Origin of the sequence: Caulobacter sp. 73W, from assembly GCF_041021955.1 — a bacterium.
GTDB lineage: Bacteria > Pseudomonadota > Alphaproteobacteria > Caulobacterales > Caulobacteraceae > Caulobacter.
Window position 1 is genome coordinate 2,787,286 of record NZ_CP158375.1, and the last position, 25,548, is coordinate 2,812,833.

General features: G+C 69.3%; 29 protein-coding genes. 22 read left to right on the plus strand and 7 right to left on the minus strand.

The window, feature by feature from the left end; genetic code table 11:
- The first annotated feature begins 20 nt into the window (after window positions 1-20).
- On the plus strand, window positions 21-158 hold the full coding sequence (locus ABOZ73_RS13120; RefSeq protein ID WP_369062602.1) for a hypothetical protein: 138 nt from the start codon (window positions 21-23) through the stop codon (window positions 156-158).
- Window positions 159-180: 22 nt separating this feature from the next.
- Here the strand turns inward: ABOZ73_RS13120 and fba are convergent, their stop codons facing one another.
- The 3 genes from fba to gap form a co-directional block, all read right to left on the minus strand.
- On the minus strand, window positions 181-1,272 hold the full coding sequence (gene fba, locus ABOZ73_RS13125) for a class II fructose-bisphosphate aldolase (RefSeq protein WP_369058577.1): 1,092 nt from the start codon (window positions 1,270-1,272) through the stop codon (window positions 181-183).
- A 59-nt stretch (window positions 1,273-1,331) separates the two neighbouring features.
- Window positions 1,332-2,525 (minus strand): phosphoglycerate kinase, encoded by a 1,194-nt coding sequence (gene pgk, locus ABOZ73_RS13130; RefSeq protein WP_369058578.1) that lies wholly within the window; start codon window positions 2,523-2,525, stop codon window positions 1,332-1,334.
- A gap of 237 nt (window positions 2,526-2,762) precedes the next feature.
- Window positions 2,763-3,770: a type I glyceraldehyde-3-phosphate dehydrogenase gene (gap, locus tag ABOZ73_RS13135; protein ID WP_369058579.1), complete on the minus strand. Its 1,008-nt coding sequence runs from the start codon at window positions 3,768-3,770 to the stop codon at window positions 2,763-2,765.
- Window positions 3,771-4,137: 367 nt separating this feature from the next.
- Between gap and ABOZ73_RS13140 the strand changes: the two genes are divergently transcribed.
- The 4 genes from ABOZ73_RS13140 to ABOZ73_RS13155 all read left to right on the plus strand — a co-directional run bounded on the left by ABOZ73_RS13140 (window position 4,138) and on the right by ABOZ73_RS13155 (window position 6,398).
- Entirely contained in the window at window positions 4,138-4,425 is a 288-nt protein-coding gene (locus tag ABOZ73_RS13140; RefSeq protein WP_369058580.1) for a DUF4164 family protein, read from the plus strand.
- A gap of 3 nt (window positions 4,426-4,428) precedes the next feature.
- Window positions 4,429-4,767 (plus strand): cell division protein ZapA, encoded by a 339-nt coding sequence (locus tag ABOZ73_RS13145; protein ID WP_369058581.1) that lies wholly within the window; start codon window positions 4,429-4,431, stop codon window positions 4,765-4,767.
- A gap of 202 nt (window positions 4,768-4,969) precedes the next feature.
- A complete protein-coding gene (locus ABOZ73_RS13150; protein ID WP_369058582.1) occupies window positions 4,970-5,560 on the plus strand; it encodes a 5-formyltetrahydrofolate cyclo-ligase in 591 nt (196 codons plus the stop codon).
- 1 nt (window position 5,561) lies between these two features.
- The gene (locus ABOZ73_RS13155; protein WP_369058583.1) at window positions 5,562-6,398 is read left to right on the plus strand and encodes a YmdB family metallophosphoesterase; all 837 of its coding nucleotides are present in this window, start codon (window positions 5,562-5,564) and stop codon (window positions 6,396-6,398) included.
- Between the two features lie 117 nt (window positions 6,399-6,515).
- On the opposite strand, the gene ABOZ73_RS13160 is transcribed toward ABOZ73_RS13155, so the two are convergent.
- Window positions 6,516-6,755 (minus strand): hypothetical protein, encoded by a 240-nt coding sequence (locus ABOZ73_RS13160; protein WP_369058584.1) that lies wholly within the window; start codon window positions 6,753-6,755, stop codon window positions 6,516-6,518.
- 118 nt (window positions 6,756-6,873) lie between these two features.
- Here ABOZ73_RS13160 and ABOZ73_RS13165 point away from each other — a divergent pair, with 118 nt between their 5' ends.
- The 17 genes from ABOZ73_RS13165 (at window position 6,874) to folP (ending at window position 22,240) form a co-directional block, all read left to right on the plus strand.
- The gene (locus ABOZ73_RS13165; RefSeq protein ID WP_369058585.1) at window positions 6,874-7,644 is read left to right on the plus strand and encodes a YebC/PmpR family DNA-binding transcriptional regulator; all 771 of its coding nucleotides are present in this window, start codon (window positions 6,874-6,876) and stop codon (window positions 7,642-7,644) included.
- A 177-nt stretch (window positions 7,645-7,821) separates the two neighbouring features.
- Complete coding sequence (locus ABOZ73_RS13170; protein ID WP_369058586.1) at window positions 7,822-8,514, plus strand: MgtC/SapB family protein; 693 nt, start codon at window positions 7,822-7,824, stop codon at window positions 8,512-8,514.
- A gap of 55 nt (window positions 8,515-8,569) precedes the next feature.
- On the plus strand, window positions 8,570-9,148 hold the full coding sequence (ruvC, locus tag ABOZ73_RS13175; protein WP_369058587.1) for a crossover junction endodeoxyribonuclease RuvC: 579 nt from the start codon (window positions 8,570-8,572) through the stop codon (window positions 9,146-9,148).
- Window positions 9,145-9,762, plus strand: coding sequence for a Holliday junction branch migration protein RuvA (gene ruvA / locus ABOZ73_RS13180; protein WP_369058588.1), 618 nt, complete (start codon window positions 9,145-9,147; stop codon window positions 9,760-9,762). The genes ruvC and ruvA overlap by 4 nt, the downstream gene beginning before the upstream one ends.
- Window positions 9,759-10,781: a Holliday junction branch migration DNA helicase RuvB gene (gene ruvB / locus ABOZ73_RS13185; RefSeq protein ID WP_369058589.1), complete on the plus strand. Its 1,023-nt coding sequence runs from the start codon at window positions 9,759-9,761 to the stop codon at window positions 10,779-10,781. The genes ruvA and ruvB overlap by 4 nt, the downstream gene beginning before the upstream one ends.
- Complete coding sequence (locus ABOZ73_RS13190; protein ID WP_369058590.1) at window positions 10,778-11,638, plus strand: FtsW/RodA/SpoVE family cell cycle protein; 861 nt, start codon at window positions 10,778-10,780, stop codon at window positions 11,636-11,638. The genes ruvB and ABOZ73_RS13190 overlap by 4 nt, the downstream gene beginning before the upstream one ends.
- Window positions 11,635-12,081: a tol-pal system-associated acyl-CoA thioesterase gene (gene ybgC, locus ABOZ73_RS13195; RefSeq protein ID WP_369058591.1), complete on the plus strand. Its 447-nt coding sequence runs from the start codon at window positions 11,635-11,637 to the stop codon at window positions 12,079-12,081. The genes ABOZ73_RS13190 and ybgC overlap by 4 nt, the downstream gene beginning before the upstream one ends.
- A 127-nt stretch (window positions 12,082-12,208) precedes the next feature.
- Entirely contained in the window at window positions 12,209-12,898 is a 690-nt protein-coding gene (gene tolQ / locus ABOZ73_RS13200; RefSeq protein ID WP_369058592.1) for a protein TolQ, read from the plus strand.
- A 3-nt stretch (window positions 12,899-12,901) separates the two neighbouring features.
- Entirely contained in the window at window positions 12,902-13,393 is a 492-nt protein-coding gene (locus ABOZ73_RS13205; protein ID WP_369058593.1) for an ExbD/TolR family protein, read from the plus strand.
- Window positions 13,394-13,395: 2 nt separating this feature from the next.
- Window positions 13,396-14,223: an energy transducer TonB gene (locus ABOZ73_RS13210; protein ID WP_369058594.1), complete on the plus strand. Its 828-nt coding sequence runs from the start codon at window positions 13,396-13,398 to the stop codon at window positions 14,221-14,223.
- 18 nt (window positions 14,224-14,241) lie between these two features.
- A complete protein-coding gene (gene tolB, locus ABOZ73_RS13215; protein WP_369058595.1) occupies window positions 14,242-15,540 on the plus strand; it encodes a Tol-Pal system beta propeller repeat protein TolB in 1,299 nt (432 codons plus the stop codon).
- A 163-nt stretch (window positions 15,541-15,703) separates the two neighbouring features.
- A complete protein-coding gene (pal, locus tag ABOZ73_RS13220) occupies window positions 15,704-16,255 on the plus strand; it encodes a peptidoglycan-associated lipoprotein Pal (protein ID WP_369058596.1) in 552 nt (183 codons plus the stop codon).
- A 127-nt stretch (window positions 16,256-16,382) separates the two neighbouring features.
- A complete protein-coding gene (ybgF, locus tag ABOZ73_RS13225) occupies window positions 16,383-17,234 on the plus strand; it encodes a tol-pal system protein YbgF (protein WP_369058597.1) in 852 nt (283 codons plus the stop codon).
- The gene (gene tilS, locus ABOZ73_RS13230; protein ID WP_369058598.1) at window positions 17,225-18,436 is read left to right on the plus strand and encodes a tRNA lysidine(34) synthetase TilS; all 1,212 of its coding nucleotides are present in this window, start codon (window positions 17,225-17,227) and stop codon (window positions 18,434-18,436) included. Before ybgF ends, tilS begins: the two co-directional genes overlap by 10 nt.
- A gap of 82 nt (window positions 18,437-18,518) precedes the next feature.
- Window positions 18,519-20,396, plus strand: coding sequence for an ATP-dependent zinc metalloprotease FtsH (gene ftsH / locus ABOZ73_RS13235; protein WP_369058599.1), 1,878 nt, complete (start codon window positions 18,519-18,521; stop codon window positions 20,394-20,396).
- 18 nt (window positions 20,397-20,414) lie between these two features.
- Window positions 20,415-21,431 (plus strand): alpha/beta fold hydrolase, encoded by a 1,017-nt coding sequence (locus ABOZ73_RS13240; RefSeq protein WP_369058600.1) that lies wholly within the window; start codon window positions 20,415-20,417, stop codon window positions 21,429-21,431.
- Window positions 21,428-22,240, plus strand: a complete 813-nt coding sequence (folP, locus tag ABOZ73_RS13245; RefSeq protein ID WP_369058601.1) for a dihydropteroate synthase — start codon at window positions 21,428-21,430, stop codon at window positions 22,238-22,240. Before ABOZ73_RS13240 ends, folP begins: the two co-directional genes overlap by 4 nt.
- 517 nt (window positions 22,241-22,757) lie before the next feature.
- Here the strand turns inward: folP and ABOZ73_RS13250 are convergent.
- The 3 genes from ABOZ73_RS13250 to prmC all read right to left on the minus strand — a co-directional run bounded on the left by ABOZ73_RS13250 (window position 22,758) and on the right by prmC (window position 25,477).
- The gene (locus ABOZ73_RS13250; protein ID WP_369058602.1) at window positions 22,758-23,342 is read right to left on the minus strand and encodes a DUF4893 domain-containing protein; all 585 of its coding nucleotides are present in this window, start codon (window positions 23,340-23,342) and stop codon (window positions 22,758-22,760) included.
- A 25-nt stretch (window positions 23,343-23,367) separates the two neighbouring features.
- Entirely contained in the window at window positions 23,368-24,360 is a 993-nt protein-coding gene (locus ABOZ73_RS13255) for a DUF4167 domain-containing protein (protein ID WP_369058603.1), read from the minus strand.
- Between the two features lie 253 nt (window positions 24,361-24,613).
- Window positions 24,614-25,477: a peptide chain release factor N(5)-glutamine methyltransferase gene (gene prmC, locus ABOZ73_RS13260; RefSeq protein ID WP_369058604.1), complete on the minus strand. Its 864-nt coding sequence runs from the start codon at window positions 25,475-25,477 to the stop codon at window positions 24,614-24,616.
- Between the last annotated feature and the right edge of the window lie 71 nt (window positions 25,478-25,548).

Sequence of the window (25,548 nt, forward strand, 5' to 3'; positions counted from 1 at the left end):
GCGCCGTGGGGCGACGGTCTTTGGGCTGTCTTGCGAAGGGCGCGGCCACCTTCGTGGCGACCTGGCGCACCCCGGGCACGGTCCTGAGCGGCGCTCTGAGCGCGGCGGCCGGCCGCGGGGTGCTGAAGTGGGTGGCCGGACGGCCCGGACCCCGCTGAGCGGAGCCCGGGCCAGCCTGGATCAGGCCGCGGCGTTGGCCGCCTTGGGCGCGCCGATCTTCGGGTTCAGTTCACCCGTCAGGTAGCGCTTGGCCATATTGGCGGTCGACACGGCGCGGATGCGCGAAGCGTGGCCGGCGGCCCCGAACTCCTCGTAGCGCTGCTGGCAGACCTTGCGCATGGCTTCCTTGGCCGGCTTCAGATAGGCGCGCGGGTCGAACTCTTGCGGCTTCTCGATCAGCAGCTTGCGGATAGCGCCGGTGATGGCCATGCGGTTGTCGGTGTCGACATTGACCTTGCGCACGCCGTGCTTGATGCCGCGCTGGATCTCTTCGACGGGCACGCCCCAGGTCTGGGGCATCTCGCCGCCGTACTGGTTGATGATGTCCTGAAGGTCCTGCGGCACCGACGACGAGCCGTGCATCACCAGGTGGGTGTTGGGCAGGCGGCGGTGGATCTCCTCGATCACGTTCATGGCCAGGACGTCGCCGTCCGGCTTGCGCGTGAACTTGTAGGCCCCGTGGCTGGTGCCCATGGCGATGGCCAGGGCGTCGACGCCGGTCTTCTGCACGAAGTCCACGGCCTGGTCCGGATCGGTCAGCAACTCGTCATGCGACAGCTTGCCTTCGAAGCCGTGGCCGTCCTCGGCCTCGCCCATGCCGGTCTCCAGCGAGCCCAGCACGCCCAGCTCGCCCTCGACCGAGACGCCGCAGGCGTGCGCCATCTCGACCACCCGGCGGGTGACCTCGACGTTGTACTCGTAGGACGCCGGGGTCTTGGCGTCTTCCATCAGCGAGCCGTCCATCATCACCGAGGTGAAGCCGTACTGGATCGCCGTGGCGCAGGTCGCCGGGCCGTTGCCGTGGTCCTGGTGCATGCACACCGGGATATGCGGGTACAGCTCGACCAGCCCGTCGATCAGGCGGGTCAGGATGATGTCGTTGGCGTAGTTCCGCGCACCGCGGCTGGCCTGGATGATGACCGGCGCGTCGACGGCGTCAGCCGCCTCCATGATCGCCAGGCCCTGCTCCATGTTGTTGATGTTGAAGGCCGGCAGGCCGTAGTTGTCCTCGGCTGCATGGTCGAGCAGCTGTCTGAGGGTGATCCTCGCCACCGTTGTATCTCCGTCTGCGTGTGTCGTTTTTTGTGTTTTTTGGTCGTCTTGTTACCGGCTTAGCCGACTTCGAGAGCCGCGACCCCCGGCAGGGTCTTGCCTTCCATCCACTCCAGGAACGCGCCGCCGGCGGTCGACACGAAGGTCAGATCCGCCGCGACTCCCGCGTGGTTCAATGCCGCCACCGTATCACCACCGCCGGCCACCGCCACGATCTTCCCCGCTTTGGCGAGTTCTCCGGCATGTTTCGCCGCTTTTACAGTCGCTTCGTCGAAGGGCGGGACTTCAAATACGCCAAGCGGGCCATTCCAGATGAGCGTCTTGGATCCGTCCATGGCGGCCAGCAGGATTTCCGTGGTCTTGGGGCCGGCGTCGAAAATCTTGTCGTCCCCCTGAACTTCGTTCAGCGCGCGAACCTCGCCCTTCGTTCCCGGCTTCAGGTCTTGGGCGACCACCACGTCCACCGGCAGCAGCAGTTCGCAGCCGCTGGCCTTCGCCTTGGCCATGATCTCGCGCGCGGTGTCCGCCAGGTCCTTCTCGCACAGGGATGCGCCGATCTCGTGACCTTGAGCATGGAGGAAGGTGTTGGCCATGCCGCCGCCGATGGACAGCTTGTCCAGCTTGGCCACCAGGTTGTTGAGCAGGTCCAGCTTGGTCGACACCTTGGAGCCGCCGACGATGCCGATCACCGGCTTCCGCGGCTTGCCCAGGGCGGCGTCCAGCGCCTCCAGCTCACGCTGCATGGCCAGGCCCGGATAGGCCGGCAGGTTGCGGGCCAAGCCCTCGGTCGAGGCGTGAGCGCGGTGCGCCGCCGAGAAGGCGTCGTTGACGTAAAGGTCGCCCAGGGCGGCCAGGGCCTCGGCGAAGGCCGGGTCGTTCTTCTCTTCGCCGGCATGGTAGCGGACGTTCTCCAGCAGGGCGACGCCGCCCGCCTCCAGCCCGTCGATCACCGCCTTGGCCTCGTCGCCGATGCAGTCGTCGGCGAAGGCCACCGGCTGCTCCAGCAGGGCCGACAGCGGACCGACCACCGGCTTCAGGCTCATCTCGGGCACGCGCTTGCCCTTGGGCCGGTCGAAGTGGGCTAGCAGCACCACCTTGGCCCCGCGCAGGCTAAGCGCGTGGATGGTCGGCAGGGCGGCGCGCAGGCGGGTGTCGTCGGTGACCTTGCCCTCCTCCATCGGGACGTTGAAGTCCACGCGAACGAGAGCGGTCTTGCCTTCAAGGTCGGCGTCGGCGAGCGGGCGGAAGGTCATTGCGGAGCGTCCTTATTGTCCCTTCTCCCCTCGTGGAAGAAGGTGGCTCGCGAAGCGAGACGGATGAGGAATTCTACCCTTGTCCGCTCATCCCGGCGAAGGCCGGGATCCAGATTCATCCAGAGCGTCAGCAGGGCTTCACCTGGACCCCGGCCTTCGCCGGGGAGAGCGGCTGAATATACGCGGAAAGCAAAACACCCCGGCGCGAGGGCCGGGGTGTCTGAAAGGCGGGTCGGCTTAGAGGAACTTGGCCATCACGAGCGCGGTGTCGCTCATGCGCGTGGCGAAGCCCCATTCGTTGTCGTACCAGCTCAGCACGCGGGCCAGCTTGCCGTCGATGACCTGGGTCTGCGGCAGGGCGGCGGTCGAGCTGGCGGCGATGTGGTTCAGGTCCGACGAGACCAGCGGGTCGGTGGTGGTCGCCAGGACGCCGTTCATCGGGCCGTCGGCGGCGGCCTGCAGGGCGGCGTTGATCTCTTCCACGGTCACTTCACGGCCGGCCACGACCTTCAGGTCGACGACGGAGACGTTCGGGGTCGGGACGCGGATCGACGAGCCGTCCAGCTTGCCCTTCAGTTCCGGCAGGACCAGGCCCAGGGCCTTAGCGGCGCCGGTCGAGGTCGGGATCATGCTCAGGCCGGCCGCGCGGGCGCGGTAGAGGTCCTTGTGCATGGTGTCGAGGGTCGGCTGGTCGCCGGTGTAGGCGTGGATCGTGGTCATGTAGCCACGCTCGATGCCGAACAGGTCGTGCAGGACCTTGGCCACCGGGGCCAGGGCGTTGGTGGTGCAGCTGCCGTTGGACACGACGATGTCGTCGGCCGTCAGGGTCTCATGGTTGACCTTGAAGACGATGGTCTTGTCGGCGCCGTCGGCCGGAGCCGAGACCAGGACGCGCTTGGCGCCGGCGGCCAGGTGGGCGGCGGCCTTGTCCTTGGACGTGAAGATGCCGGTGCACTCGAACGCGATGTCGACGTTCAGTTCCTTGTGCGGCAGGTCCTTCGGGTCGCGGATGGCCGTGACCTTGATCTTGCCCATGCCCACGTCGATCCAGTCCTCGCCGGACGTGACCGTGCCGGGGAAGCGGCCGTGGACGCTGTCGTAGCGCAGCAGGTGGGCGTTGGTCTCCACCGGGCCCAGGTCGTTGATCGCGACGACCTCGATATCGCGGCGCGCGTGCTCGGCGATGGAACGCAGAACCAGGCGGCCGATGCGGCCGAACCCGTTGATGGCGACGCGAATAGCCATAGTGGTGCTCTCCTACGAATTCGCACGCTCAAGGACGAGCGGCGTTCTTGATTTTGCGACGCGTTTTGAAGGCGGGGGCAGGGAAGTCAACCCCAGGCTACCTTCACAAGACATGAGTGTTTGTGACGAGATCCGATTTCTCCTCCCCCGCGAATGCTCCAAACTCCGTTCACCCCGGCGAAGGCCGGGGTCCAGATTCATCCAGAGCCTCAGCAGGGTTTCACCTGGATGCCGGCCTTCGCCAGGATGAGCGGATTGGGGGAGCTCGGTCAGAAGTCCCGCACCGCAAGTCTCAAAGGCGCCAAGATCGCTTGCGAGGGGCTTGTGTGACTGGCGATAAGCGTCGCGATCTATATGTTTGGAGCCCATGAGCGGAACTCCCCCGATGAACGGCGAGACCAGCGCCCTCGATCTGGCGGCCAAGCGGCTGGAACGCGCCGTCGCCCTGCTGGAGCAGAAGTTCGCCGCCCGCCCGGCCGCGAACGGCGACGACCTGTTCGCCCAGGACCGTGACAAGCTGGCCGCCGAGCTCGACGCCGCCCGCGCCCGTGAGAAGGCGCTGGAGGAAGCCGGCGCCCAGGCGTCCGCCGCCCTGGGCCGCGCCATCACCGAAATCCGCGCCGCCCTTGGCGACAGCGACGGCGCGAAGGAATAGCCCGTGGCCCAGCTGACCATCGACATCAACGGCCGCCCCTACACCGTCGGCTGCGAGGACGGGCAGGAAGCCCACCTGCGCGAGCTGGCCAAGGCCTTCGACCGCCAAGTCCGCCATGTGTCCCAGGACATGGGGCAACTGGGCGAGACGCGCCTGTTCCTGATGGGCGCCCTGCTGCTGGCCGACGAGCTGGCCGACCTGAAACTGCGCTACGCCGCCCTGCAGGCCGACCAGATGCGCCTGCAGAACGGCCAGTCCGGCGCCGAGGCCAAGGCCGTCCAGGCGCTGGAAGCGGCGGCGAAACGCATCGAGAAGCTGGCGAACGGCGACCAGACTGACTAGATTAGTCAACGGCGGGTCTGCTGCGGCCCTCGTCGAAGGCTTCACATCCCAGAGACCTTAATCATCTCGAAGGGAGCTGTCCCTGTCCGTGGCCGTGGCTGCGGGTATATGGCGCCCACCTGGTATTCCAGGTCCGAGGGGATTGAACACGTCCTTCACGGTTCTCGCGGCGCCGCCACCCGTTTCCCTGCATTATAGCAGGATGGTCCACGCCACCCTGTCCTCCGCCAAGACGATCCTGCGGGCCGAGATGCGCGCCCTGCGCAAGACCCTGGCCGAACGGTCGCCGGACGCGGCCGAGCGCGCGGCCGAGCACCTGTCCCTGGAACGGCTGCCGGCTTTCGCCGTGGTGGCCGGCTATCACGCCCATGGATCGGAGATGGTCCCGGCGGCGGTGCTGGATCGCCTGGCCGCCACCGGCGCGGCGGTGGCCCTGCCGGTGGCCGTCAGCCGCGAAGCGCCGCTGATCTTCCGCGCCGCCGACAGCCGCGACATCTATCTGCCCGACGCCTTCGGCGTGCCCAGCCCGCCGCCTGGCGCGCCGCAACTGCACCCCGACCTGATCATCGCGCCCCTCGTCGCCTTCGACCGCCGGGGCATGCGCCTGGGCCAGGGGGCGGGGGCCTATGACCGCACCATCGAGGCGGCGCGGGCGGTCAAGCCGGTGTTCGTGATCGGCCTGGCCTATGCCGGCCAGGAGGTGGCCCGCGTGCCCTGCGAGCCGCACGACATGCATCTGGACGCCATTCTTACGGAAAACGGGTATATCGAGGTCCGAAAGGACCCTTCCTGACATGCGCTTCGCTTTCTTCGGGGACGTCGTGGGCAAATCCGGCCGCGACGGCCTGGCCGACCACCTTCCCAATCTTCGCCGCCAGCTCGACCTGGAATTCGTGATCGTCAACGCCGAGAACGCGGCGGCGGGCTTCGGCATCACCGAGAACACGGCGCGCGAGCTGTTCGAGGCGGGCGCCGACTGCCTGACCCTGGGCAATCACAGCTGGGACCAGCGCGAGGCCCTGACCTACATCGTGCGCGAGGAGCGGCTGATCCGCCCCGCCAACTATCCGATCCTGTCGGACGCGCCGGGGCGGGGCTCGCACCTGTACCAGACCGAGCGTGGACGGACGGTGTTCGTGGTCAACCTGCTGGGCCGGGTCCACATGGACGCCATGGACGACCCCTTCGCCGCTGCTGATCGCGAGCTGGACAAGGCGCCGCTCGGCATGGTGGCCGATGCGGTGATCGTCGACATGCACTGCGAGGCCACGTCCGAGAAGATGGCCATGGGCCACTTCTGCGACGGCCGCGCCAGCCTGGTGGTGGGCACCCACACCCACGTGCCGACCGCCGACTGCCAGATCCTGACCGGCGGCACCGCCTATCAGACCGACGCCGGGGCCTGCGCCGACTATGACAGCGTGATCGGCAACCAGAAGGACGAGCCCCTTCGCCGGTTCACCACCAAGATCAGCGGCGGCCGCTATCAGCCGGCCAGCGGCCCGGCCACGATCTGCGGGGTTTTCGTCGAGACGGACGACCGCACGGGCCTGGCCAAGCGGGTCGAGCCGATCCGCGTGGGCGGCCGTCTGCGCCAGCACATCCCGTCGCTGGAGCTCACGCCGGTCTAGGCTTTGCGTGCTTCGAGACGCGCTATCGCGCTCCTCAGCATGACGATGGTGGGGAGCGCATTGACCTCGTCATCCTTTAGGAGCGGCTGCAGGCCGCGTCTCGAAGGACGCACAAATCTAGATCCAGCGCTTCACAAGACCGCGGGGATCAAAGTCGTCGAACGACTTGCCCGCGGTCGAGCGGCCCAGGAAGAACGCGCCGACAGCCACCGCCGCCAGGGCGAGCGCGCCGACGCCGACGGCGATCGCCGTCTCGCTGGTGACGTTCGTCACCGCGCCGCGATGCAGGCCGACGCCATGGTTGGGCTGCCAGGCGATGATGGATTTCGGCAGGGTCTCGGGTTCGACTTCGGTCATGCGTGGCTCCTTCGTCAGCCAAACGCGGGCATGCGGCGGCGGTTGCCGCCCTTGAACAGAAGCAATTCAAAGCGCTAGAAGCGCCCACCTTCACTTTTCGAGATCAGCGAGCCCGAGCATGGCCGGCCACTCAAAATTCAAGAACATCATGCACCGCAAGGGCCGCGCCGACGCCGCGCGCTCCAAGCTGTTCTCCAAGCTGTCGCGGGAAATCACCGTGGCGGCCAAGGGCGGCCTGCCTGACCCGGCCATGAACCCGCGCCTTCGCCTGGCGGTGAACAACGCCAAGGCCGAGTCGGTGCCGAAAGACGTCATCGACCGCGCCATCAAGAAGGCCGCCGGCGGCGAAATCGACGCGATGGAAGACGTCCGCTACGAGGGCCGCGGCCCCGGCGGCGTCGGCATCATCGTCGAGGCCCTGACCGACAACCGCAACCGCGCGGGCGCCAACATCCGCTCGGCCTTCGCCAAGAACGGCGGGGCCCTGGGCGAAATGAACTCGGTCGCCTTCATGTGGGACCGCGTGGGCAAGATCACCTACGCCGCCGAGGCCGGCACCGAGGACGCCGTCATGGAAGCCGCCATCGAGGCCGGCGCCCAGGACGTGGAAAGCGACCTGGTGAAGCCGGACATCTACGAGGACGCGCCGGGCCACACCATCTGGACCGCCTTCGAGGACCTGAACGACGTGGCCGAGGCCATGTCCAAGGTGCTGGGCGACCCCAAGTCGACCGCCATCGTCTGGAAGCCCCAGACCGAGGTGGACGTCACCGGCGACGCCGTGGCCACCCTGATGAAGCTGCTCGACGCCCTGGACGCCGAAGACGACGTCCAGACGGTCTATTCCAACGAGATCATCTCGGACGAAGACCTGGCCAAGCTGGGCTAGGCCTTTCCTCTACTAGCTCGCTTCCCCAGGCCTTGTGCCTGGGGTCCCTGCCTCCGCCGCCTCTGCGATAGACACCCTGACGCCGCGAAGGCGGATGCAGGGACCCTCGCCATAAGGGCGAGGGAGGCGGTTGAGGGGGGGCTGGGAGCTTCACTGACCCTCAGCCGTTCCTCCTTCATGGACTGGTGGCGGCCCGATCTCTTCTTCCCCATCCTCGGCGCGATCGCGGCCGGCGGCCTGATCGGCTTCGAGCGGGAGTTCCGCGGCCATCCCGCCGGGCTGCGCACCCACATGCTGGTCAGCCTGGCCTCGGCTCTGCTGATGCTGGCGGCGGTGCACCAGCTGTCCTGGATGAGGATCGACGACCCGGCGGCGGTGGTGCGCATCGACCCGGTGCGCATGGCGCACGGCATCCTGACCGGCGTCGGCTTCCTGTGCGGCGGGGTGATCTTCCGCCAGGGCTTCAGCGTCCACGGCCTGACCACGGCGGCGTCGCTATGGATCACCTCGGCCCTCGGCACCCTGTACGGTATGCAGGTCTATGACCTGGCCATCGCCGGCACGGCGGTGACGGTTCTGGTGCTCAGCGGCCTGCGCTTCGTGGACAAGCACGTGCCGCAGATGCGGGCCGCCCACCTTCGGGTGCGTTCGAGCCGCGAGGCTCCCCTGGATGAGGCGGAGCTGCGCGCGGCGATGAAGACCTTCGGCCTCACCGCCAAGGTCATCGACCACCACCTGTACGGCGACGGTTCGGTGGAGCTGAGCGGGACCTTCCACGGCCTGGGCCGCGTGCCGGCCTCGGACCTGTCGGCGGTGATGCTGGCCGACCCCCGCGTGACCAGCTTCGAGCTGCGCCCGCGCCGCAGCTGACGTTAACTAAAAAGCGCTTTCCCGCAGGGTCTCGACGAGAGAAATTGCGGAACACATGACGAACGCGATTCGCATTCTCGGGCTCGATCCCGGCCTTCGGCGCACCGGCTGGGGGGTGATCATCATGGACGGCTCGCGCCTGACCCATGTGGCCCACGGCGTCATCGCGCCGGACGAGACCGCGCCCTTCGCCACCCGCCTGCTGACCCTGTTCGAGGGAATCGAGGCGGTGATCGCCGCGCACGCGCCGCACGAGGCGGCCGTGGAGGAGACCTTCTTGAACACCAACGCCCAGTCCAGCCTGAAGCTCGGCCACGCCCGCGCGGCGGCCCTGATCGCGCCGGCCCGCGCCGGCCTGCCGGTGGCCGAGTACGCCAGCCGCCACGTCAAGAAGGCGGTGGTCGGCACCGGGGCGGCGGACAAGGACCAGATCGGCTTCATGATCGCCCGCATCCTGCCCACCGCCGCCGGCGCGGTCGCCGACGCCGCCGACGCCCTGGCGGTGGCCATCGCCCACGCCCATGCGCGCGGCCGGGCGGCCGATCCCATCATCACCCGCGCGCCGGTCCGCTCGCGCAAGGGTTCGTCCGGCGCCGCCTGGGCCGCCGCTCTCGCCGCGAAGGGCATCCAATGATCGGCCGTCTGCGCGGCGCCGTCGCCGAGGTCGGCGAGGAAGAGGCCCTGATCGACGTCATGGGCGTCGGCTATGTGGTCCGTTGCGGCTCCCGCACCCTGGGCCGCCTGCCGGCCCTGGGCGAGGAGACCCTGCTGCACATCGAAAGCCAGTGGAGCGAAAGCGCGGGCCTGCGCCTCTACGGCTTCGGCACGCGGGAGGACCGCCGCGCCTTCGTCCTGCTGCAGGCGATCCAGGGCGTCGGCCCCAAGGCCGCCATGGCGGTGCTGGACGTGCTGAGCCCGGCGGAATTGGCCGGCGCCGTGGCGCGCGAGGACAAGGCCGCCGTGGGCCGCGCCCAGGGCGTCGGTCCCAAGCTGGCCCTGCGCATCGTCACCGAGCTGAAGGACAAGCCGATCACCGACGGCCCGGTCACCTTCGCCCCGTCGCCCAGCAGCGGCCCGGCGGAAGCCGTGCGGCCGTCCGCGTCGGGCGAGGCGGTGGTCGGCCTGATGGGCCTGGGCGTCGCCGAGGCGCAGGCCCGCCGCGTGGTCGAGGCCGCCGCGACCCGCCTGGGCGAGGAGGCCGACGTGGCCGCCCTGATCAAGGCCAGCCTGCAGGAGCTGGGCCGGTGACGCGCATCGTCTCCGGCGAACAGGCGCCCCTGGAGGGGACCGACAAGGCGTTGCGCCCCCAAACCCTGGCCGAGTTCGTCGGTCAGGCGCAGGCCAAGGCCAACCTGAAGATCTTCATCGAGGCGGCGCGCGGCCGGGGCGAGTCCCTGGACCACGTCCTGCTGTTCGGCCCGCCGGGCCTGGGCAAGACGACCCTGGCCCAGATCGTCGCGCGGGAGCTGGGCGTGAACTTCCGCGCCACCAGCGGCCCGGTGCTGAACAAGCCCGGCGACCTGGCGGCGATCCTGACCAATCTGGAAGCCAACGACGTCCTGTTCATCGACGAGATCCACCGCCTGTCGCCGAACGTGGAGGAGATCCTCTATCCGGCGATGGAGGACCACGTCCTCGACCTGGTGATCGGGGAGGGGCCGTCGGCCCGCTCCATCCGCATCGACCTGGCGCCCTTCACCCTGGTGGCGGCGACCACGCGGGCGGGGATGCTGGCCACGCCGCTGCGCGACCGCTTCGGCATTCCGGTGCGGCTGGAGTTCTACACCCACGACGAGCTGAAGCACGTCCTACTGCACGCCGCCCGCAAGATGGGCGCGCCCCTGGCCGAGGACGGGGCGATGGAGATCGCCGCCCGCGCTCGGGGGACGCCGCGCGTCGCCGGCCGCCTGCTGCGCCGGGTGCGAGATTTCGCCGGGGCTGACGGGGCCACGGTGATCGACAAGGGCCACGCCTCGCGCGCCCTGGCCCGGCTGGAGGTGGACGAGGTGGGGCTGGACAGCCTGGACCGCCGTTACCTGCGCGCCCTGATCGAGCACTACAACGGCGGCCCGGCCGGAGTTGAGACTCTGGCCTACGCCATCGCCGAAGCCCGCGACGCGGTGGAGGACGTGATCGAGCCCTATCTGATGCAGCAGGGCTTCATCCAGCGCACCCCGCGCGGCCGCGTAGCCTGCGCCAAGGCCTACCTGCACATCGGCCTGACCCCGCCGCCGCAACCGGCGGCCCAGAGCGGTCTGTTCGAATGATCGACGGGGCGGCCAGGCGCGTTTGGGGCCTCGTCGCCCTTCTGGTCCTGCTGACCCTGGCGGCCTCCCTGCTGGCCATCCGGGCGGCGGGGGCCTCGACCTCGATGCTGGCGGCGCAGGGCGTGGCGGGCGTCATCGCCGCCGGCCTGGCCTTCCTCATGTCCAGGGACCGGTCGGCACTGAGCCTGAGGGCGCAGGTGACGGTCATGGCGCTCAGTCTGTTCGCGGTCGCGGGGACGGCGCTGTTCGGCGTCAGCATGGATGGCGCGACCCGCTGGATCGGCGTCGGGCCTGTGCTGCTGCATCCGGCCTCGCTGGCCTTGCCAGCGGCGGCTTGGGTCTTCGCCTTGCGCCCAGCGACGCTCCTTACGGCCAGCCTTTGCGCCGGGATCGCTGTCGCCCTCGCGCTTCAACCCGATGGGGGAGCGGCCTTCGCCTTCGCCCTGGCGGCAGTCGCTCGGCTAGGGGGGCATCGCGGGCGGCTGGACCTGGCCGCCGCCGCCGTGGCCGTTGTCGCGGCCGCATGGGCCTGGACCCGGCCCGACAGCCTGCCGGCGGTCAGCTATGTGGAGGAGGTGGTTTCCGCCGCCTTCGCGACGGCGCCGCCGGTCGGCCTGTTCGCCGTCCTGATGCTGGCCCTGCTGCCGGCGCCGTTTCTCTTCATCGGCCTGAAGCGCCGCGCGGTCGCGCCGCTGGTGCTCGGCGGCCTCTGGGCGGGTTTCGTCCTGGCGAGCATCTTCGGCAACTATCCCGCGCCGGTGATCGGCTACGGCGCGTCGCCCCTGCTGGGCTGGGGCGTTTCGCTGGGACTCGCCTTGGCGCATATAGGGCCGGCCTCAGCCAAGGGACGTCCATGACCGAACCCACCTGCGGCGTCCTGATCGGGCGCGAGCATCATCTGCCGGTGCGCATCTATTACGAGGACACCGACTTCACCGGGGTCGTCTATCACGCCAACTACCTGCGCTATTTCGAGCGCGGGCGGAGCGACTTCCTGCGGCTGGCGGGCATCTCCCACACCGACCTGGCGGGCCGCGAGGACCCGGCGGCGTTCGTGGTGGTGCGCATGGAGATCGACTTCAAGCGCGCCGCCAAGGTCGACGACGCCCTGACGGTGGTGACCCTGTACGACGCGGTCAAAGGGCCGAGGCTTCTGGTCACCCAGCGGATCATGCGCGGCGACGCGCTGATCGCCCAGGCGGCGGTCGAGGCGGCCTGCATCACCATGGACGGCCGTCCGCGCCGTCCGCCGGCCGAGATGGTGGAACGCCTGTCGCCTTTGTTCGCTAAGCGTGACTGATCACGCTCAAAGGCGTCCGGTCAGCAACTCGTGACCGGCTTTTGAGCCACGCCATAGTTTCAACATCCCGCCGGGTCATGGCAAACGGACCCGAACCGCTACTGATTCGCATCCTTTCGGAGACCGCATGGACGCCGCAGCCGCCAACTTCTCGTTCCTGCACCTGTTCATGCAGGCCGACTGGGTCGTCAAACTGGTGATGATCGGACTGGGCGCCGCGTCGCTGTGGTCCTGGGCGGTGATCCTGGACAAGGCGTTCAAGTTCACGGTGCTGAACCGCGAGGCGGACCGCTTCGAGGACAAGGTCAGCGGCGGCCGTTCGCTGGAAGACGTGGCGGCCGAAGCCGGCTCCAACCCGACCCAGCCCCTGCCCAAGATGCTGGTCTCGGCCCTGAAGGAATGGCGCGACGCCCGCGCCAAGGGCCGCATGGACGATGCGCAGACGGCGATGCTGATCACCCGCATCGACCGCACCTTGGACAACACGATCGCTCGCGAGACCTCCAAGGCCGAGGACGGCCTGGGCCTGCTGGCCATCGTGGCCACGGCCTCGCCGTTCATCGGCCTGTTCGGCACGGTTTGGGGCATCATGAACGCCTTCCAGGCCATCGCCGCCGAGAAGAACACCTCGCTGGCGGTCGTGGCCCCGGCCATCGCCGAGGCCCTGTTCGCCACGGCCATCGGCCTGATCGCCGCCATCCCGGCCTATATCGCCTACAACAAGTTCTCGACCGATGCGGCCAAGTTCGGCGGCCGGCTGGAGAACTTCGCCGACGACCTGTCCACCGCGATCCAGCGCCGCCTGGCGGAGCGCTGATCCATGGGCATGTCCTCCCACGACGCCTTCTCGACCAATGGCGGTCGGGGCCGGCGCCGGCGGGGACGCCGCCGCGGCGCCCTGTCGGAGATCAACGTCACCCCGCTGGTCGACGTGATGCTGGTGCTGCTGATCATCTTCATGATCAGCGCCCCGCTGCTGACCGCCGGGGTCGAGGTCGAGCTGCCCAAGACCGAGGCCGGCGCCATGCAGGACCAGAAGGAGCCGCTGACGGTCTCCATCCGGCAGGACGCCGCCGTGTTCATCGGCGAGACGCAAGTCCAGTTCGCCGAGCTGTCGCCGCGGCTGCACGAGCTTGCGGGCGAGGGGACCGAGACGCCGATCTTCGTGCGCGCCGACGGCCGCGCCTCTTACGAGATCGTCGCCCAGGTCATGGCCTCGCTGTCCACGTCGGGCTTCACCAAGATCAACCTCGTCACCGAGACGGGCGGCCCGTCCTCGGGCGCGCCGGCGGATAGCGCCGAGGCGCGGTAGGCATGGCGCGTGAACGGTCCAACCGCACGCCGTTCCTGGCGGGATCGCTGATCCTCCACGCGGCGGTGATCGGCTCCTTCTTCGTCTCCTGGCCCTGGATGACGAAGAAGATGGTCGTCGCCTCCGTGCCGGTGACCATCGTCGCCGAGGGGCCGACCAATGTGCGCCCGGCGGTGCAGGGGCCCGAAGACCTGCTCGCCCAGACCGAAGATCCCGTGCCCGACGCGACGCCGGAGCCCGCGGCTCCGCCCGCGCCCGTGCCGGAACCCGCCCCGCCGACCCCGGCCCCCAAGGCGGCGCAGAAACCCGTGCCGCAAAAGCCGGCCCCGACGCCCGCCCCCCAGAAGCCGCAGCCGAAGAAGCCCAACCCGGCCAAGCCGAAGGAAGACGCCTTCGACCTCGACGCCCTGGCGGCCTCGATCAACAAGGGCCGCAAGCCCGCCGGTCGCCCCAACTCGAACGCCCAGCGTGGCCCCAACCGCGCCGAGACCGCCGTGGAGGCGCGTCCCGCCGCCGGCGCGGCCACTGGCATGACCGCCTCGCAATTGGCGACCCTGGGCGCGCAGCTGGAACGCCTGTGGAACCCGAACTGCGAGGTCGAGGGCGGCCGCGACGTGGCACTGACCGTCTCGGCGACCATTTCCTCGACCGGCCAGCTGGTGGGCCAGCCACGGGTCATCAAGGGCATGAACAGCAATCCGATCACCCAGGCGGCAGCCACCCGGGCCATTTCCGCGTTCGGACGAGCGGCGCCGTTCTCGGTGCCTCCCGGCTTCCGTCAGCAGGAGATCGGGTTCAACTTCAACGCCAAGTCGGCCTGCTCAAACTAGATAAGGACCGTTGACGCCATGAAAGCCCGTCTCGCCATCCTCGCCATGGCCGTCGCCCTTCTCGGGGGTGTCGCCGCGCCGACCATGTCGCGCGCCCAGGGCCTGGTCGTCGACGTCAACAAGGGCGCGGTGGCCCCGCTGCCGATCGCCATCCCGAACTTCTCGGGCGCGACCCGCGGCGGCGACATCGCCCAGGTCATCAGCGGCAATCTGGAGCGCTCGGGCCTGTTCGCGCCGGTGCCCCCGGCCCGTTTCCCGACCCAGACCATGGACGTGAACGTCCAGCCGGTGTTCGAGAACTGGAAGGGCGTCGGCGCCCAGGCCATGATCAACGGCCAGGTGACGGTCGAGGCCGACGGCCGCCTGCGCGTCGATTTCCGCCTGTGGGACGTCTATGGCCAACGGCAGCTGCTGGGCCTGCAGTTCTCGGCCCCGGCCGAGAACTGGCGCCGGATCGCCCACAAGATCAGTGACGCGGTCTATGAGAACCTGACGGGCGAGAAGGGGTATTTCGACACCCGCGTGGTGTTCGTGGCCGAGAGCGGCCCGAAGCTGAACCGCGTGAAGCGTCTGGCGATCATGGATCAGGACGGGGCCAACCCGAACTACCTGACCGACGGTTCGTACATCGTCATGACGCCGCGCTTCTCGGCGAACAGCCAGGAGATCACCTACATGGCGCTGCGGCCCACGGGGTCGAGCCTGTACCTGTTCAACCTGGAGACCGGCCGTCAGGAGACCCTGGGCCGCTTCCCGGGCATGGTGTTCGCGCCGCGCTTCTCGCCGGACGGCGGCAAGGTCGCGTTCTCGGTCGAGCGGGCCGGCAACAGCGACATCTACATCATGGATCTGCGCAGCCGGCAGTCGACGCGGATCACCACCGATCCGGCCATCGACACCTCGCCGTCGTTCTCGCCGGACGGGACGAAGATCGTCTTCAACTCCGACCGGGGCGGCACGGCCCAGCTCTACATCATGAACACCGACGGCTCGGGCGTTCGCCGCATCTCGTACGGCGGCGGCCGCTACACCACCCCGGTGTGGAGCCCGCGCGGCGACTTCATCGCCTTCACAAAGCAGGCCGGCGGCTTCTCGATCGGCGTGATGCGTCCGGACGGTTCGGACGAGCGCATCCTGACCTCGTCGTCGCTGGAGGAAGGCCCGACCTGGGCCCCCAACGGACGGGTGATCATGTTCTTCCGCGAGAACGGCGGCGGAGCCAAGCTTTGGACCGTGGACATCACCGGCCGCATCCTGCGTCCGGCGCCGTATCCGGGTTCGGGTTCGGACCCGGCGTGGTCGCCGCTGCTGGACTGACTGCAACCTAGGCCGCGCTGCCGCGTTGCGCCTTCGAACGACCCTATGGCCATGTTTGTGACGTCTTCTGACGTGTTTGTGACCGGCGCCCGGCGTTTTGTCATGCCGATGCAAACAAGCTTGAGTATAGGGTTCGCTGGACTTTTTAGCTGAGGAGGAAGCTATGAGCTTCAACACCAAGCGCGCCGGTCAACTGGTGCTTATCGGCGTCGCCGCCGCCACTCTCGCCGCCTGCGCTTCGAAGCCGAAGCCGGCCCCGGCTGCGGAAGCCCCCGCTCCGGCTCCCACCGCGCCGTCCTATCCGACCACGCCGCCGGCTCCCCCGCCGGTGCAGAGCGGCCCGATCCCGGGTTCGGTGCAGGACTTCGTCGTCAACGTCGGCGACCGCGTCTACTTCGACCTCGACAGCTATTCGGTCCGCGCCGACGCCGAGCCGGTCCTGGCCGGCCAAGCCGCCTGGCTGGCCCGCTATCCGGCCGTGAAGATCCGCATCGAAGGCAACGCCGACGAACGCGGCACCCGCGAATACAACCTGGCTCTCGGCGCCCGCCGCGCCAACTCCGTGCGTGACTTCCTGGTCGCCCGCGGCGTTTCGGCCGCCCGCATCGAGACGATCTCCTACGGCAAGGAACGTCCGATCGACGGCGGTTCGGGCGAGGACGCCTGGGCCAAGAACCGTAACGCCGGCACCGCCATCACCGAAGGCGCGCGCTAAGCGTTCGCCGGTCCTCGCCGGACCGGTAAGACAAGTCGAGGCCGCTCCTGCGAAGGGGCGGCCTTTGCTTTGCATCTAGGGTGAGCGCGCCGTAATTTCGTCGCCGCCTTCGCTGAAGAGAGTTCTGATGAAGCTCAAGTCCGCCGCCTTCGCCGCCCTGCTCGCCACGTCCGCGCTGACGGGCGCGGCCGCCATCGCCCAGACCCCGCTGCCGCTGGAGGCTGATCCGCTGGACGACCGTTCGGCCCGCCGCGTGGAGCGGATGGAGAAGGTTGTCCGCGAGCTGCGCTCGATCGTCTTCCAGGGCCGCGACACGGGTAAGCCCGTGGTCGTGCAGCCGGCGGAGACCGAGGCGATGATCCAGACCATGGCCACCCGGGTCACCGACCTGGAGGAAAGCCTGCAGCGTCTGAACGGCCAGAACGAGACCCTGAACTTCGACCTGAACCAGGCCAAGCGCGAGGCCGCCGACGCCAAGAACCAGGCGATGGCCCTGAACGACCGCCTGACCGCCCTGGAGCAGAAGATCGCCTCCGGCATGGTCGCCGCTCCGCCGCCGGGCGAGACGGGCGGCCTGCCCATGGCGCAGGACGTGGATCCCGAGACCGCCTTCGCCAACGCCCGGCAGATGCTGTTGGACGGCGACTACGCCGGCGCCGAGCGCGCCTTCGCCGGTTTCGTGGAGCAGCACGGCGACAGCCCCAAGGGCGCCGAGGCCCGCTACTGGCTGGCCGAGACGCAGTATGTGCGCCAGGCCTATCCGGACGCCGCCGCGTCCTACATCGGCGCGATCCGCGGCTGGCCCAAGACCGGCTGGGCGCCGGACGCGGTGGTCAAGCTGGCCCGCTCGCTGTCGGCGATGAACCGCGCGGCCGACGCCTGCAAGACGCTGGATGAGCTGCCCAAGCGCTATCCCAACGCCTCGGCGGCGGTGAAGAGCCGCGCCGCCACCACGCGGACCCAGGCCAAGTGCGCCTAGAGGCGGTCTCGGCGGTTCTCGACCGCCGGCTGCTTTCCGCGTCTTCCGCTCCGCTCGCCGTCGGCCTGTCCGGCGGGGGCGACTCCCTGGCCCTGCTGCTGATCGCCGACCGGTGGGCGCGGGCCAAGGGGCGTCGCCTGCTGGTCCTGACCGTGGATCACGGGCTCAATCCCCTCAGCGCCGACTGGACCGCCCGCTGCGGCCGGATCGCGGCGGAGCTTGGCTGGGACTTCCGCGCTCTGGCCTGGAGCGGCGACAAGCCGTCAACCGGCCTGCCCGCCGCCGCCCGCCGGGCGCGCCACGCCCTGCTGGCCGACGCGGCGCGGGAGGCGGGGGCGAGGGTCATCCTGCTGGGCCACACCGCCGACGACCTGGCCGAGGGCGCGGCCATGCGGGCCGAGGGCTCCAGCGTCTCCGATCCCCGCGAATGGTCGCCGTCGCCAGCCTGGCCGCAGGGGCGGGGCGTATTCGTGCTGCGGCCCATGCTAGGCCTGCGGCGGGCGCAGATCCGCGACTGGCTGACGGCGCAGGGCCGCGACTGGGTCGACGATCCGGCCAATGAAGACCAGCGCTTCGCCCGCAGCCGGGCGCGGGCGGGAGCGCCCCAGGCGGCGCGGGTTTCCGAGCCGACCGCCGATACGGCCGCTCCAGAGCTCCAGGCGGCCCGCTGGGGCCTGCTGGACCTGCCCCGCACCCTCAGCGCCCGCAGCCTGGCCGCCGCCTGTCTGAGCGCCGCCGGCACCGACGCGCCGCCGCGCGGCGAGCGGCTGGAGCGGCTGGTGGATCAGGTGCGGAGCGGGCTGGCGTTCACCGCCACCCTGGCCGGCGCCCGGATCGAGGCCGAGGGCGACCGTGTACTGGTCGCCCGCAACGCCGGGGAGGCGTCGCGGGGCGGCCTGCCGACCCTGGCGCTGGAGCCGGGCGCAGCCGTCGTCTGGGACGGGCGTTTCGAGATCACCGCCGACCGGCCGGGCCTGAGCGTCGCGGCCCTGAAAGGGCGGGCCGCCCGCCTGTCGAGGACCCAGCAGGACGCCCTGCGCGCCGTACCGGCTGTCGCGCGGCCTGCCCTGCCGGTGATCCTTTTGCCCGGCGACGGCGTTTCCTGCCCGCTGCTGGACGACGAAACCCCAGTGCGTGTAAGGGCTCTGGCCGCAGAACGTCATTCCGCCGCCTGCGGCCTAACGACCCGCGAACCAGGCTGACCACACGCGTGCGTGGCGAAATCGCGCTGGTCATCCTATCTTGCGTAGATCGCCCCGTTGGGCGGGAGAAGATTGAAGAGCCATGAACCTGCGTAACCTGGCCATCTGGGGCGTCATCCTCGTCGTTCTGATCGGCGGCTACAGCGTCATCACCCAAGGCTCGCGTGGCGGGTCGGCCGGCGAGATCACCTATTCGGAACTGCTCCGCCGCATCGACCAGGGCGGCGTGAAGAGCGCGGTCATCCACGGCCAGGTCGTCGAGGCGCGCGGCGCCGACGGCAAGGCCGTGACGGTCATGGCTCCGCCGAACTCCGAAGACCTGATCAAGCGTCTGGAAGCGCGCGGCGCCGACATCCAGATCAAGTCGCCGGGCGGCAACACCTTGCTGACCATCCTGTTCAACATGCTGCCGATCCTGCTGCTGATCGGGGTGTGGATCTTCTTCATGCGTCAGATGCAGGGCGGCGCCCGGGGCGCCATGGGCTTCGGCAAGTCCAAGGCCCGCCTGCTGACCGAGAACAAGAACCGCGTCACCTTCGAGGACGTGGCCGGTGTGGACGAGGCCAAGGAAGACCTGACGGAGATCGTCGACTTCCTGAAGGACCCGGCCAAGTTCCAGCGCCTGGGCGGCAAGATCCCCAAGGGCGCCCTGCTGGTCGGCCCTCCCGGCACCGGTAAGACCCTGCTGGCCCGCGCCGTCGCGGGCGAGGCGGGCGTGCCGTTCTTCTCGATTTCCGGTTCGGACTTCGTGGAGATGTTCGTCGGCGTCGGCGCCAGCCGCGTGCGCGACATGTTCGAGCAGGCCAAGAAGAACGCCCCCTGCATCATCTTCATCGACGAAATCGACGCCGTCGGCCGCCATCGCGGCGCCGGCCTGGGCGGCGGCAACGACGAGCGCGAGCAGACCCTTAACCAGCTGCTGGTGGAGATGGACGGCTTCGAGTCCAACGAAGGCATCATCCTGATCGCCGCCACCAACCGTCCGGACGTCCTGGACCCGGCGCTGCTGCGTCCCGGCCGCTTCGACCGTCAGGTCGTGGTGCCGAACCCGGACGTCACCGGCCGCGAGCGTATCCTGCGCGTGCACATGAAGAACGTGCCCCTGGCCGCCGACGTGGACGTGAAGACCCTGGCCCGCGGCACCCCCGGCTTTTCGGGCGCGGACCTGTCGAACCTGGTCAACGAAGGCGCCCTGATGGCCGCGCGGAAGAACCGCCGCATGGTCACCATGAACGACTTCGAGATGGCCAAGGACAAGGTCATGATGGGCGCCGAGCGCCGCTCCCTCGCCATGAACGACGAGGAGAAGAAGCTGACCGCCTATCACGAGGGCGGTCACGCCATCGTGGCCATTAACGTCCCCTGCGCCGACCCGGTCCACAAGGCGACCATCGTCCCCCGCGGCCGCGCCCTGGGCATGGTGATGCAGCTGCCGGAAGGCGACCGCTACTCCATGAAGTACCAGCAGATGACCAGCCGCCTGGCCATCATGATGGGCGGCCGCGTGGCCGAGGAGCTGATCTTCGGCAAGGAGAACATCACCTCGGGCGCCAGCAGCGACATCAAGGCCGCCACGGACCTGGCCCGCAACATGGTCACCCGCTGGGGCTATTCGGACGAGCTGGGCACCGTCGCCTATGGCGACAACCAGGAAGAGGTGTTCCTGGGCCACTCGGTGGCGCGCACCCAGAACATTTCCGAAGCGACCGCCAAGCTGATCAACTCCGAAGTGAAGCGTCTGGTCGACTACGGCCATGACGAGGCCCGCCGGATCCTGACCGAGAAGCTGGACGACCTGCACGTCCTGGCCAAGAGCCTGCTGGAGTTCGAAACCCTCAGCGGCGACGAGATCGCCGGTGTGCTGAAGGGCGTGAAGCCGAACCGCGACGAGCCGGAGGCCAAGCAGCCGGCCAACCCGACGGTCTCGGTGCCGATCACCTCGACACCAGCCACCGCCTGATGCGTTAAAGGGGGAGCCATGAAGCTCCCCCTTTTTCTTTGCGCCCTGACGCTCGCCGCCACGCCCATTGCTGGCCCCGCCTTCGCCCAGGCGCCGGTCGCCGTGAACGCGACGCTTGAGGGGTACGCCTATCCCTATCCGGTCAGCGTCCTGCCCGTGGTCGTGGAGGCCAAGGGCAAGCGGGTGCAGACCAGGCTCGCCTACATGGACGTCGCGCCGACCAGCCTGGCCAACGGGCGCACGGTGCTGCTGCTGCACGGCCGCAACTTTCCGGCCGGCTATTGGGGCGGGACCATCAAGGCCCTGACGGCGGCCGGCTATCGCGTGGTGGCGCCGGACCAGATCAACTTCGGCAAGTCGGGCCGTGTCGACGGCATGGCGGTCAGCTTCGAGGTGATGGCGGAGCACACCTGGGCGCTGCTGGACCACCTGAAGATCGACAAGGCCGACGTGCTCGCCCACTCCATGGGCAACATGGCGGCGACGCGCCTGGTGCTGGCTCACCCGGAGCGGGTGGGACGGCTGGCCATGTATGCGCCCATCGGGCTGCAGGACTATCGTCCCCTGACGCCGCCCATCGACCCCGAGGCGCTTGCGCGGGCCGAGAGCGCCAAGGGGGCGGCCGCCTATCGCAAGGAGCTGACGGCCAGCTACGGCCTGGCCTCGTCCGAGGTGATCGAACCGTTCGTGACTCTGCGCGAGCAGATCAAGGCCAGCCAGGACTGGCCTTTCTTTGTGCGCACCTTCAACGCCAGCGCCGTGGCCATCCGCGACCTGCCGGTGGCGCAGGACATTCCCCGCATCCCGGTGAAGACCCTGTTCCTGGTCGGGAGCACGGATCGCGCCGCGCCAGGCAAGGCCCAGGCGACCGAGGCCGACAAGGCGAAGTTCAGGACGGTGGCCGAACTGGCCCAGGCGCTGGCGCCGACCCTGCCCGACGCCAAGGTCCAGGTGTTTGACGGGCGCGGCCACCTGATCCATCTGGAGGATCCGCAGGCCTTTCATAAGGCCGTCCTCGACTTCCTGGCGCAATGAACGCACCCGACCGGCCCCTGGTGATGGGGATCGTCAATGTCACGCCGGACAGCTTCTCCGACGGCGGCCGTTTCACGGGGCCGGAGGCGGGGCTGGCCCATGCTCGCAAGCTGGTCGCCGACGGGGCGGACATCCTCGACATCGGCGGCGAGTCCACCCGCCCCGGCGCGGCGCCGGTCAGCGAGGCGGACGAGATCGCGCGAGTGGTCCCGCTGATCCGGGCGATCCGGGCGGAGAGCCCCATCGCCATCTCCGTCGACACCATGAAGCCCGCCGTGGCCCGCGCCGCCATGGCCGCCGGCGCGAGCATCTGGAACGACGTGGCGGCCCTGGGCTTCACGCCCGAGGGGCCGGCCGTGGCCGCCGAACTGGGCTGCGAGGTGGTGCTGATGCACATGCAGGGCGAGCCGCGCTCGATGCAGGCGGCGCCGCACTATGACGACGTGGTGGGCGAGGTGCTGGCTCTCCTCGCCGCCCGCGCGGGCGCGGCCATGGCGGCGGGCGTGGCGCGGGAGAAGATCTGGCTCGATCCCGGCATCGGCTTCGGCAAGACGGTGGAGCACAACCTCGCCCTGCTGGCGGCTCTGCCGCTGTTCGTGGAGACGGGTTTCCCGGTCCTGCTGGGGGTGAGCCGCAAGCGCTTCATCCAGGGGCTCGATCCGCTGGCCGTGGAGGCTTCGGGGCGGCTGGGCGGCTCCCTGGCGGCGGCCCTGGCGGGCGCGCGGGCCGGGGTGGCGGCCGTGCGGGTGCATGACGTGCGCGAGACGGCGCAGGCGTTGCTGGTGCAGCGGGCGATCGAGGGGGCTTGAGGTACTGCGTCCTTCGAGACGGCTTGCGACCTCCTCAGGATGACGAATTCAGTTGGCGACAAAGCTCGTCATGCTGAGGAGCGCGCCAGCGCGTCTCGAAGCACGCACGGCGTCGCCGCTTCGCGCGGATTGCTGCGAAGGTCGGGAGGGCGGCGGAGCGACGGACAGCTCCCGATCGGGTTGGAGTGGACTGAAGGTAGATCGTCCGGCGCTCCGCGCGGGTCCTTGTCGTGAACGCTGCGATCGACGCCATCGATGAGACAGCAAACCCGGCGTCGGTCGGCCTCCAGGGGGACCCCGCTCCCGCCGCCCGCCGGCACGTGGCCACGCGCGCTCTCGTGCGACGGGATGAAGAGAGATGACGAGAGGTTCGGAGGCGGGGGATAAGTCTTCCCCTCTCGCCACCCGTGGGGAGAGGGTTGGGCGAGGGGCCGCGGCGGTTCCGCTTGCAGCGCCTTGCCTGTTGAAGCTCAGCGCCCCCTCACCCTTACCCTCTCCCCCGAAGGGGGCGAGGGGACTATTTCCGCAGCTCGATCACGTCCAGCTTCAACTCCTGCTTCGGGTACGGCAGGGCCAGCCGCCAGCGGTTGGCGCCGATGCGCTCCAGGACGCCGGCCTGGTCGCGTTCGACGTCCTGGCGGTAGGCAAGGGGCTTGTCCGATCCCCAGGCGACGGCGCCGAGGAAGACCTGGCGGCGCGGTCCGTCGGGATAGAGACTCCCGGCCTGCCGCTGGGAGCCGGTGGTCTTGCGCAGCAACATGTCGCCGCCGGGCGTCAGCTCCACCCGGCAGGTGAACCAGCCATAGGCCACATAGGGCAGGTTCCCGCCCAGCTTGAAGGTCCGGCAGCGATAGGTCCCGGGAGCGGGCTCGGGACGCTTCAGGGCGGCGCCGGGCTTGAACAACGCGCCCTGGGCGGCGAGCTCGCGGGCGTGACCGCCCGCGCGGGCCTCGCCCAGGGCCTCGGTCCAGGCATGGTCCAGCCGCTCGATCCGGCGGCGGTCATATTGGACGGCGTCCTTCTTCCAGTCGCCGGAGGCGGCGTGGGCGTAGAAGGGCAGGGCGGCGGCCATGGCGGCCATAAGAAAAAGGCGTTCTCTCATCGGGGAGAGAACGCCTTTGGTCGTCTTAGGCTTCTTCAGCTTCCGGCGCGGCGGCCGGGGCTTCGCCTTCACCGCCTTCGAAGCTGCGCGGAGCGCGGCGGCGGCGGGGTTTCTTGACCTCGCCCTCGGCGGCTTCCGGAGCCGGCGCCGAGGCGCGGCTGAGGAAGGCGGGGGCGTGGCTGACGGCGCCGTCCTGGCCGCGCAGTTGCGGCGAGGGCTCGGCGGCCTCGACGGTCAGCGGCGTGGCCTGCGGCTCGACGACGGCCAGGGGATCGCGGCTCTCGTTGCGGTCCTGGCGTTCGCCACGCTCGCCGCGTTCACGGTCGAAGCGCTCGCGGCGGCCTTCACGCTCGCCGCGCGGTTCACGGGCTTCGCGGGGCTCGCGCGGTTCGCGGTCCTGACGGGGCTCACGCTCCTGGCGCGGTTCACGATCCTGGCGAGGCTCGCGGTCCTGACGGTCGCCGCGGTTCTCCTGGCGATCGCCACGGTCGTCACGGTCGCGCCAGCGGTCGCGACGGCCGCCTTCGCGGTCGCCCCGGTCGCGGTCGCGATCACGGTTTTCGTTGCGGTCGCGGTTGTCGCGGTCACGGAAGCGCGGGCGATCCTCGCGCTGGCCGGCTTCACCCTCGCCGCCTTCGGCGGTTTCGCCTTCCGCCTGAGCGGGCGCTTCGGGCTGTTCTTCCGGCTCGGCCTCGAAGTCGATGTCGTAGCCGGAGCCGAACTGCTCCTTGCCGACGATCTCGGAGACCGGGCGGTTGGGCTGAACCGCGCGGATGACGCGGAAATAGTGCTCCGCGTGCTGCAGGTAGTTCTCGGCCAGGACGCGGTCGCCTGCGGAGGCGGCGTCACGGGCCAGTTGCTGGTACTTTTCGAAGACGCTCTGAGCGGCGCCGCGCACCTTCACGCCGTCGGGACCGTTCGAATCGAAGGCCCGGTTGGCGTTGTGCTGCGGTTTTCCGCCACCACCGCCGCCGCGATTGCGGCCGCGTTGACGCTTCATACCCTTGAAATCTCTCATCTTGCCTTGAACCTGTCCGCCGCCGGACGCCTCTGCGTCGCCGTGCGGCTGTGGTGCTCTTGAGCCGGTTTGGACCTGTCGGTCCTAGTCGAGATCGAAGACGCTGGTTTCCTTAAAATCTCAACCGCCCCAGCGCGCCATCGGGTGATGAATCCGCGCGCGCTTGCCGGAGGCGTTCGCATCGCCGTTCTGACGAATGCTGTTTCCGACGCCGGCGATTTGGTTGAGACCACCTTGATGTAGCGTCTTGTCCTTAAGTTTCCAAGGGCTTTTTCAAGCCGGTCACCACGCGGTCGCGGTTGGACAGGTCCTTGATCGTCCAGACTTCCAGGCCGCCGGCGGCCTCGAACAGGGCTTCGACATCCTTGGACTGGGTATGGCCGATCTCAACGGCGAAAAGGCCTCCCGGCTTCAGGACGCGCAGGATTTCGGGGGCCAGGATACGATAGGGATCGAGGCCGTCGGGACCGCCGTCCAGGGCCAGACGCGGCTCATGGTCGCGGACCTCCGGCTCCAGGGTCTCGATCTCGTCGGAGGCGATGTAGGGCGGGTTGGAGACGACGACGTCGAAGTTCTCGTCGGCCAGGCCGCCGGTCCAGTCGCCGCGCAGCAGGGCGACCTGATTGTTGAGGTCCAGGTTGGCGGCGTTCTCGCGCGCCACGGCCAGGGCCTCGCTGGAGATATCGATGCCCAGGCCCTTGGCGGCGGGGCGCTCGGCGAGGATCGACAGGATGATGGCGCCGGAGCCGACGCCCAGGTCCAGCAGGTTGAAGGCCTGGTGCTCGGTCGTGCGCTTCAGCACCAGGTCGACGATGACCTCGGTGTCGGGGCGCGGGGTGAGCACCTGGTTGTTCACCGACAGCATGACCTTCCAGAAGCCCTTGCGGCCCAGGATGTGGCTGACCGGCTCGCGGCGCAGGCGGCGCTCCACGTAGCCGTCCAGGGTCGAGACCTGCTCGGCGGTCAGCTCGCGATAGGGATCGGTGACGATGTCCAGGCGGGTGGCGTCGGCGGCAGCTTCCAGCAGGAGGCGGGCGTCGATCACGGGGCTGTCGATGCCGCCGTCCGTCAGCCGCTGCTTGGCGGCCGTCCAGGCTTTAACGAGGTTCTGGGTCATGAGGCTCAAATGCGCCGCCGAGGCGAAGGACGCAAGCCAAACCCCGCCCGCTTTCGCGGACGGGGTGAAGC

What these genes read in the sequence shown, in the direction of transcription:
- ABOZ73_RS13150 (WP_369058582.1), top strand. Translation starts at nt 4,970, where the DNA reads ATGGTCCACGCCACCCTGTCCTCCGCCAAGACGATCCTGCGGGCCGAG.
- ABOZ73_RS13205 (WP_369058593.1), top strand. Translation starts at nt 12,902, where the DNA reads ATGGGCATGTCCTCCCACGACGCCTTCTCGACCAATGGCGGTCGGGGC.
- ftsH (WP_369058599.1), top strand. Translation starts at nt 18,519, where the DNA reads ATGAACCTGCGTAACCTGGCCATCTGGGGCGTCATCCTCGTCGTTCTG.
- ybgF (WP_369058597.1), top strand. Translation starts at nt 16,383, where the DNA reads ATGAAGCTCAAGTCCGCCGCCTTCGCCGCCCTGCTCGCCACGTCCGCG.
- ruvA (WP_369058588.1), top strand. Translation starts at nt 9,145, where the DNA reads ATGATCGGCCGTCTGCGCGGCGCCGTCGCCGAGGTCGGCGAGGAAGAG.
- ABOZ73_RS13250 (WP_369058602.1), bottom strand. Translation starts at nt 23,342, where the DNA reads ATGAGAGAACGCCTTTTTCTTATGGCCGCCATGGCCGCCGCCCTGCCC.
- pgk (WP_369058578.1), bottom strand. Translation starts at nt 2,525, where the DNA reads ATGACCTTCCGCCCGCTCGCCGACGCCGACCTTGAAGGCAAGACCGCT.
- ABOZ73_RS13155 (WP_369058583.1), top strand. Translation starts at nt 5,562, where the DNA reads ATGCGCTTCGCTTTCTTCGGGGACGTCGTGGGCAAATCCGGCCGCGAC.
- ruvC (WP_369058587.1), top strand. Translation starts at nt 8,570, where the DNA reads ATGACGAACGCGATTCGCATTCTCGGGCTCGATCCCGGCCTTCGGCGC.
- tolQ (WP_369058592.1), top strand. Translation starts at nt 12,209, where the DNA reads ATGGACGCCGCAGCCGCCAACTTCTCGTTCCTGCACCTGTTCATGCAG.
- ABOZ73_RS13255 (WP_369058603.1), bottom strand. Translation starts at nt 24,360, where the DNA reads ATGAGAGATTTCAAGGGTATGAAGCGTCAACGCGGCCGCAATCGCGGC.
- folP (WP_369058601.1), top strand. Translation starts at nt 21,428, where the DNA reads ATGAACGCACCCGACCGGCCCCTGGTGATGGGGATCGTCAATGTCACG.
- ybgC (WP_369058591.1), top strand. Translation starts at nt 11,635, where the DNA reads ATGACCGAACCCACCTGCGGCGTCCTGATCGGGCGCGAGCATCATCTG.
- ABOZ73_RS13170 (WP_369058586.1), top strand. Translation starts at nt 7,822, where the DNA reads ATGGACTGGTGGCGGCCCGATCTCTTCTTCCCCATCCTCGGCGCGATC.
- ABOZ73_RS13210 (WP_369058594.1), top strand. Translation starts at nt 13,396, where the DNA reads ATGGCGCGTGAACGGTCCAACCGCACGCCGTTCCTGGCGGGATCGCTG.
- ABOZ73_RS13240 (WP_369058600.1), top strand. Translation starts at nt 20,415, where the DNA reads ATGAAGCTCCCCCTTTTTCTTTGCGCCCTGACGCTCGCCGCCACGCCC.
- ABOZ73_RS13190 (WP_369058590.1), top strand. Translation starts at nt 10,778, where the DNA reads ATGATCGACGGGGCGGCCAGGCGCGTTTGGGGCCTCGTCGCCCTTCTG.
- ABOZ73_RS13140 (WP_369058580.1), top strand. Translation starts at nt 4,138, where the DNA reads ATGAGCGGAACTCCCCCGATGAACGGCGAGACCAGCGCCCTCGATCTG.
- ABOZ73_RS13165 (WP_369058585.1), top strand. Translation starts at nt 6,874, where the DNA reads ATGGCCGGCCACTCAAAATTCAAGAACATCATGCACCGCAAGGGCCGC.
- gap (WP_369058579.1), bottom strand. Translation starts at nt 3,770, where the DNA reads ATGGCTATTCGCGTCGCCATCAACGGGTTCGGCCGCATCGGCCGCCTG.
- prmC (WP_369058604.1), bottom strand. Translation starts at nt 25,477, where the DNA reads ATGACCCAGAACCTCGTTAAAGCCTGGACGGCCGCCAAGCAGCGGCTG.
- ABOZ73_RS13160 (WP_369058584.1), bottom strand. Translation starts at nt 6,755, where the DNA reads ATGACCGAAGTCGAACCCGAGACCCTGCCGAAATCCATCATCGCCTGG.
- pal (WP_369058596.1), top strand. Translation starts at nt 15,704, where the DNA reads ATGAGCTTCAACACCAAGCGCGCCGGTCAACTGGTGCTTATCGGCGTC.
- tolB (WP_369058595.1), top strand. Translation starts at nt 14,242, where the DNA reads ATGAAAGCCCGTCTCGCCATCCTCGCCATGGCCGTCGCCCTTCTCGGG.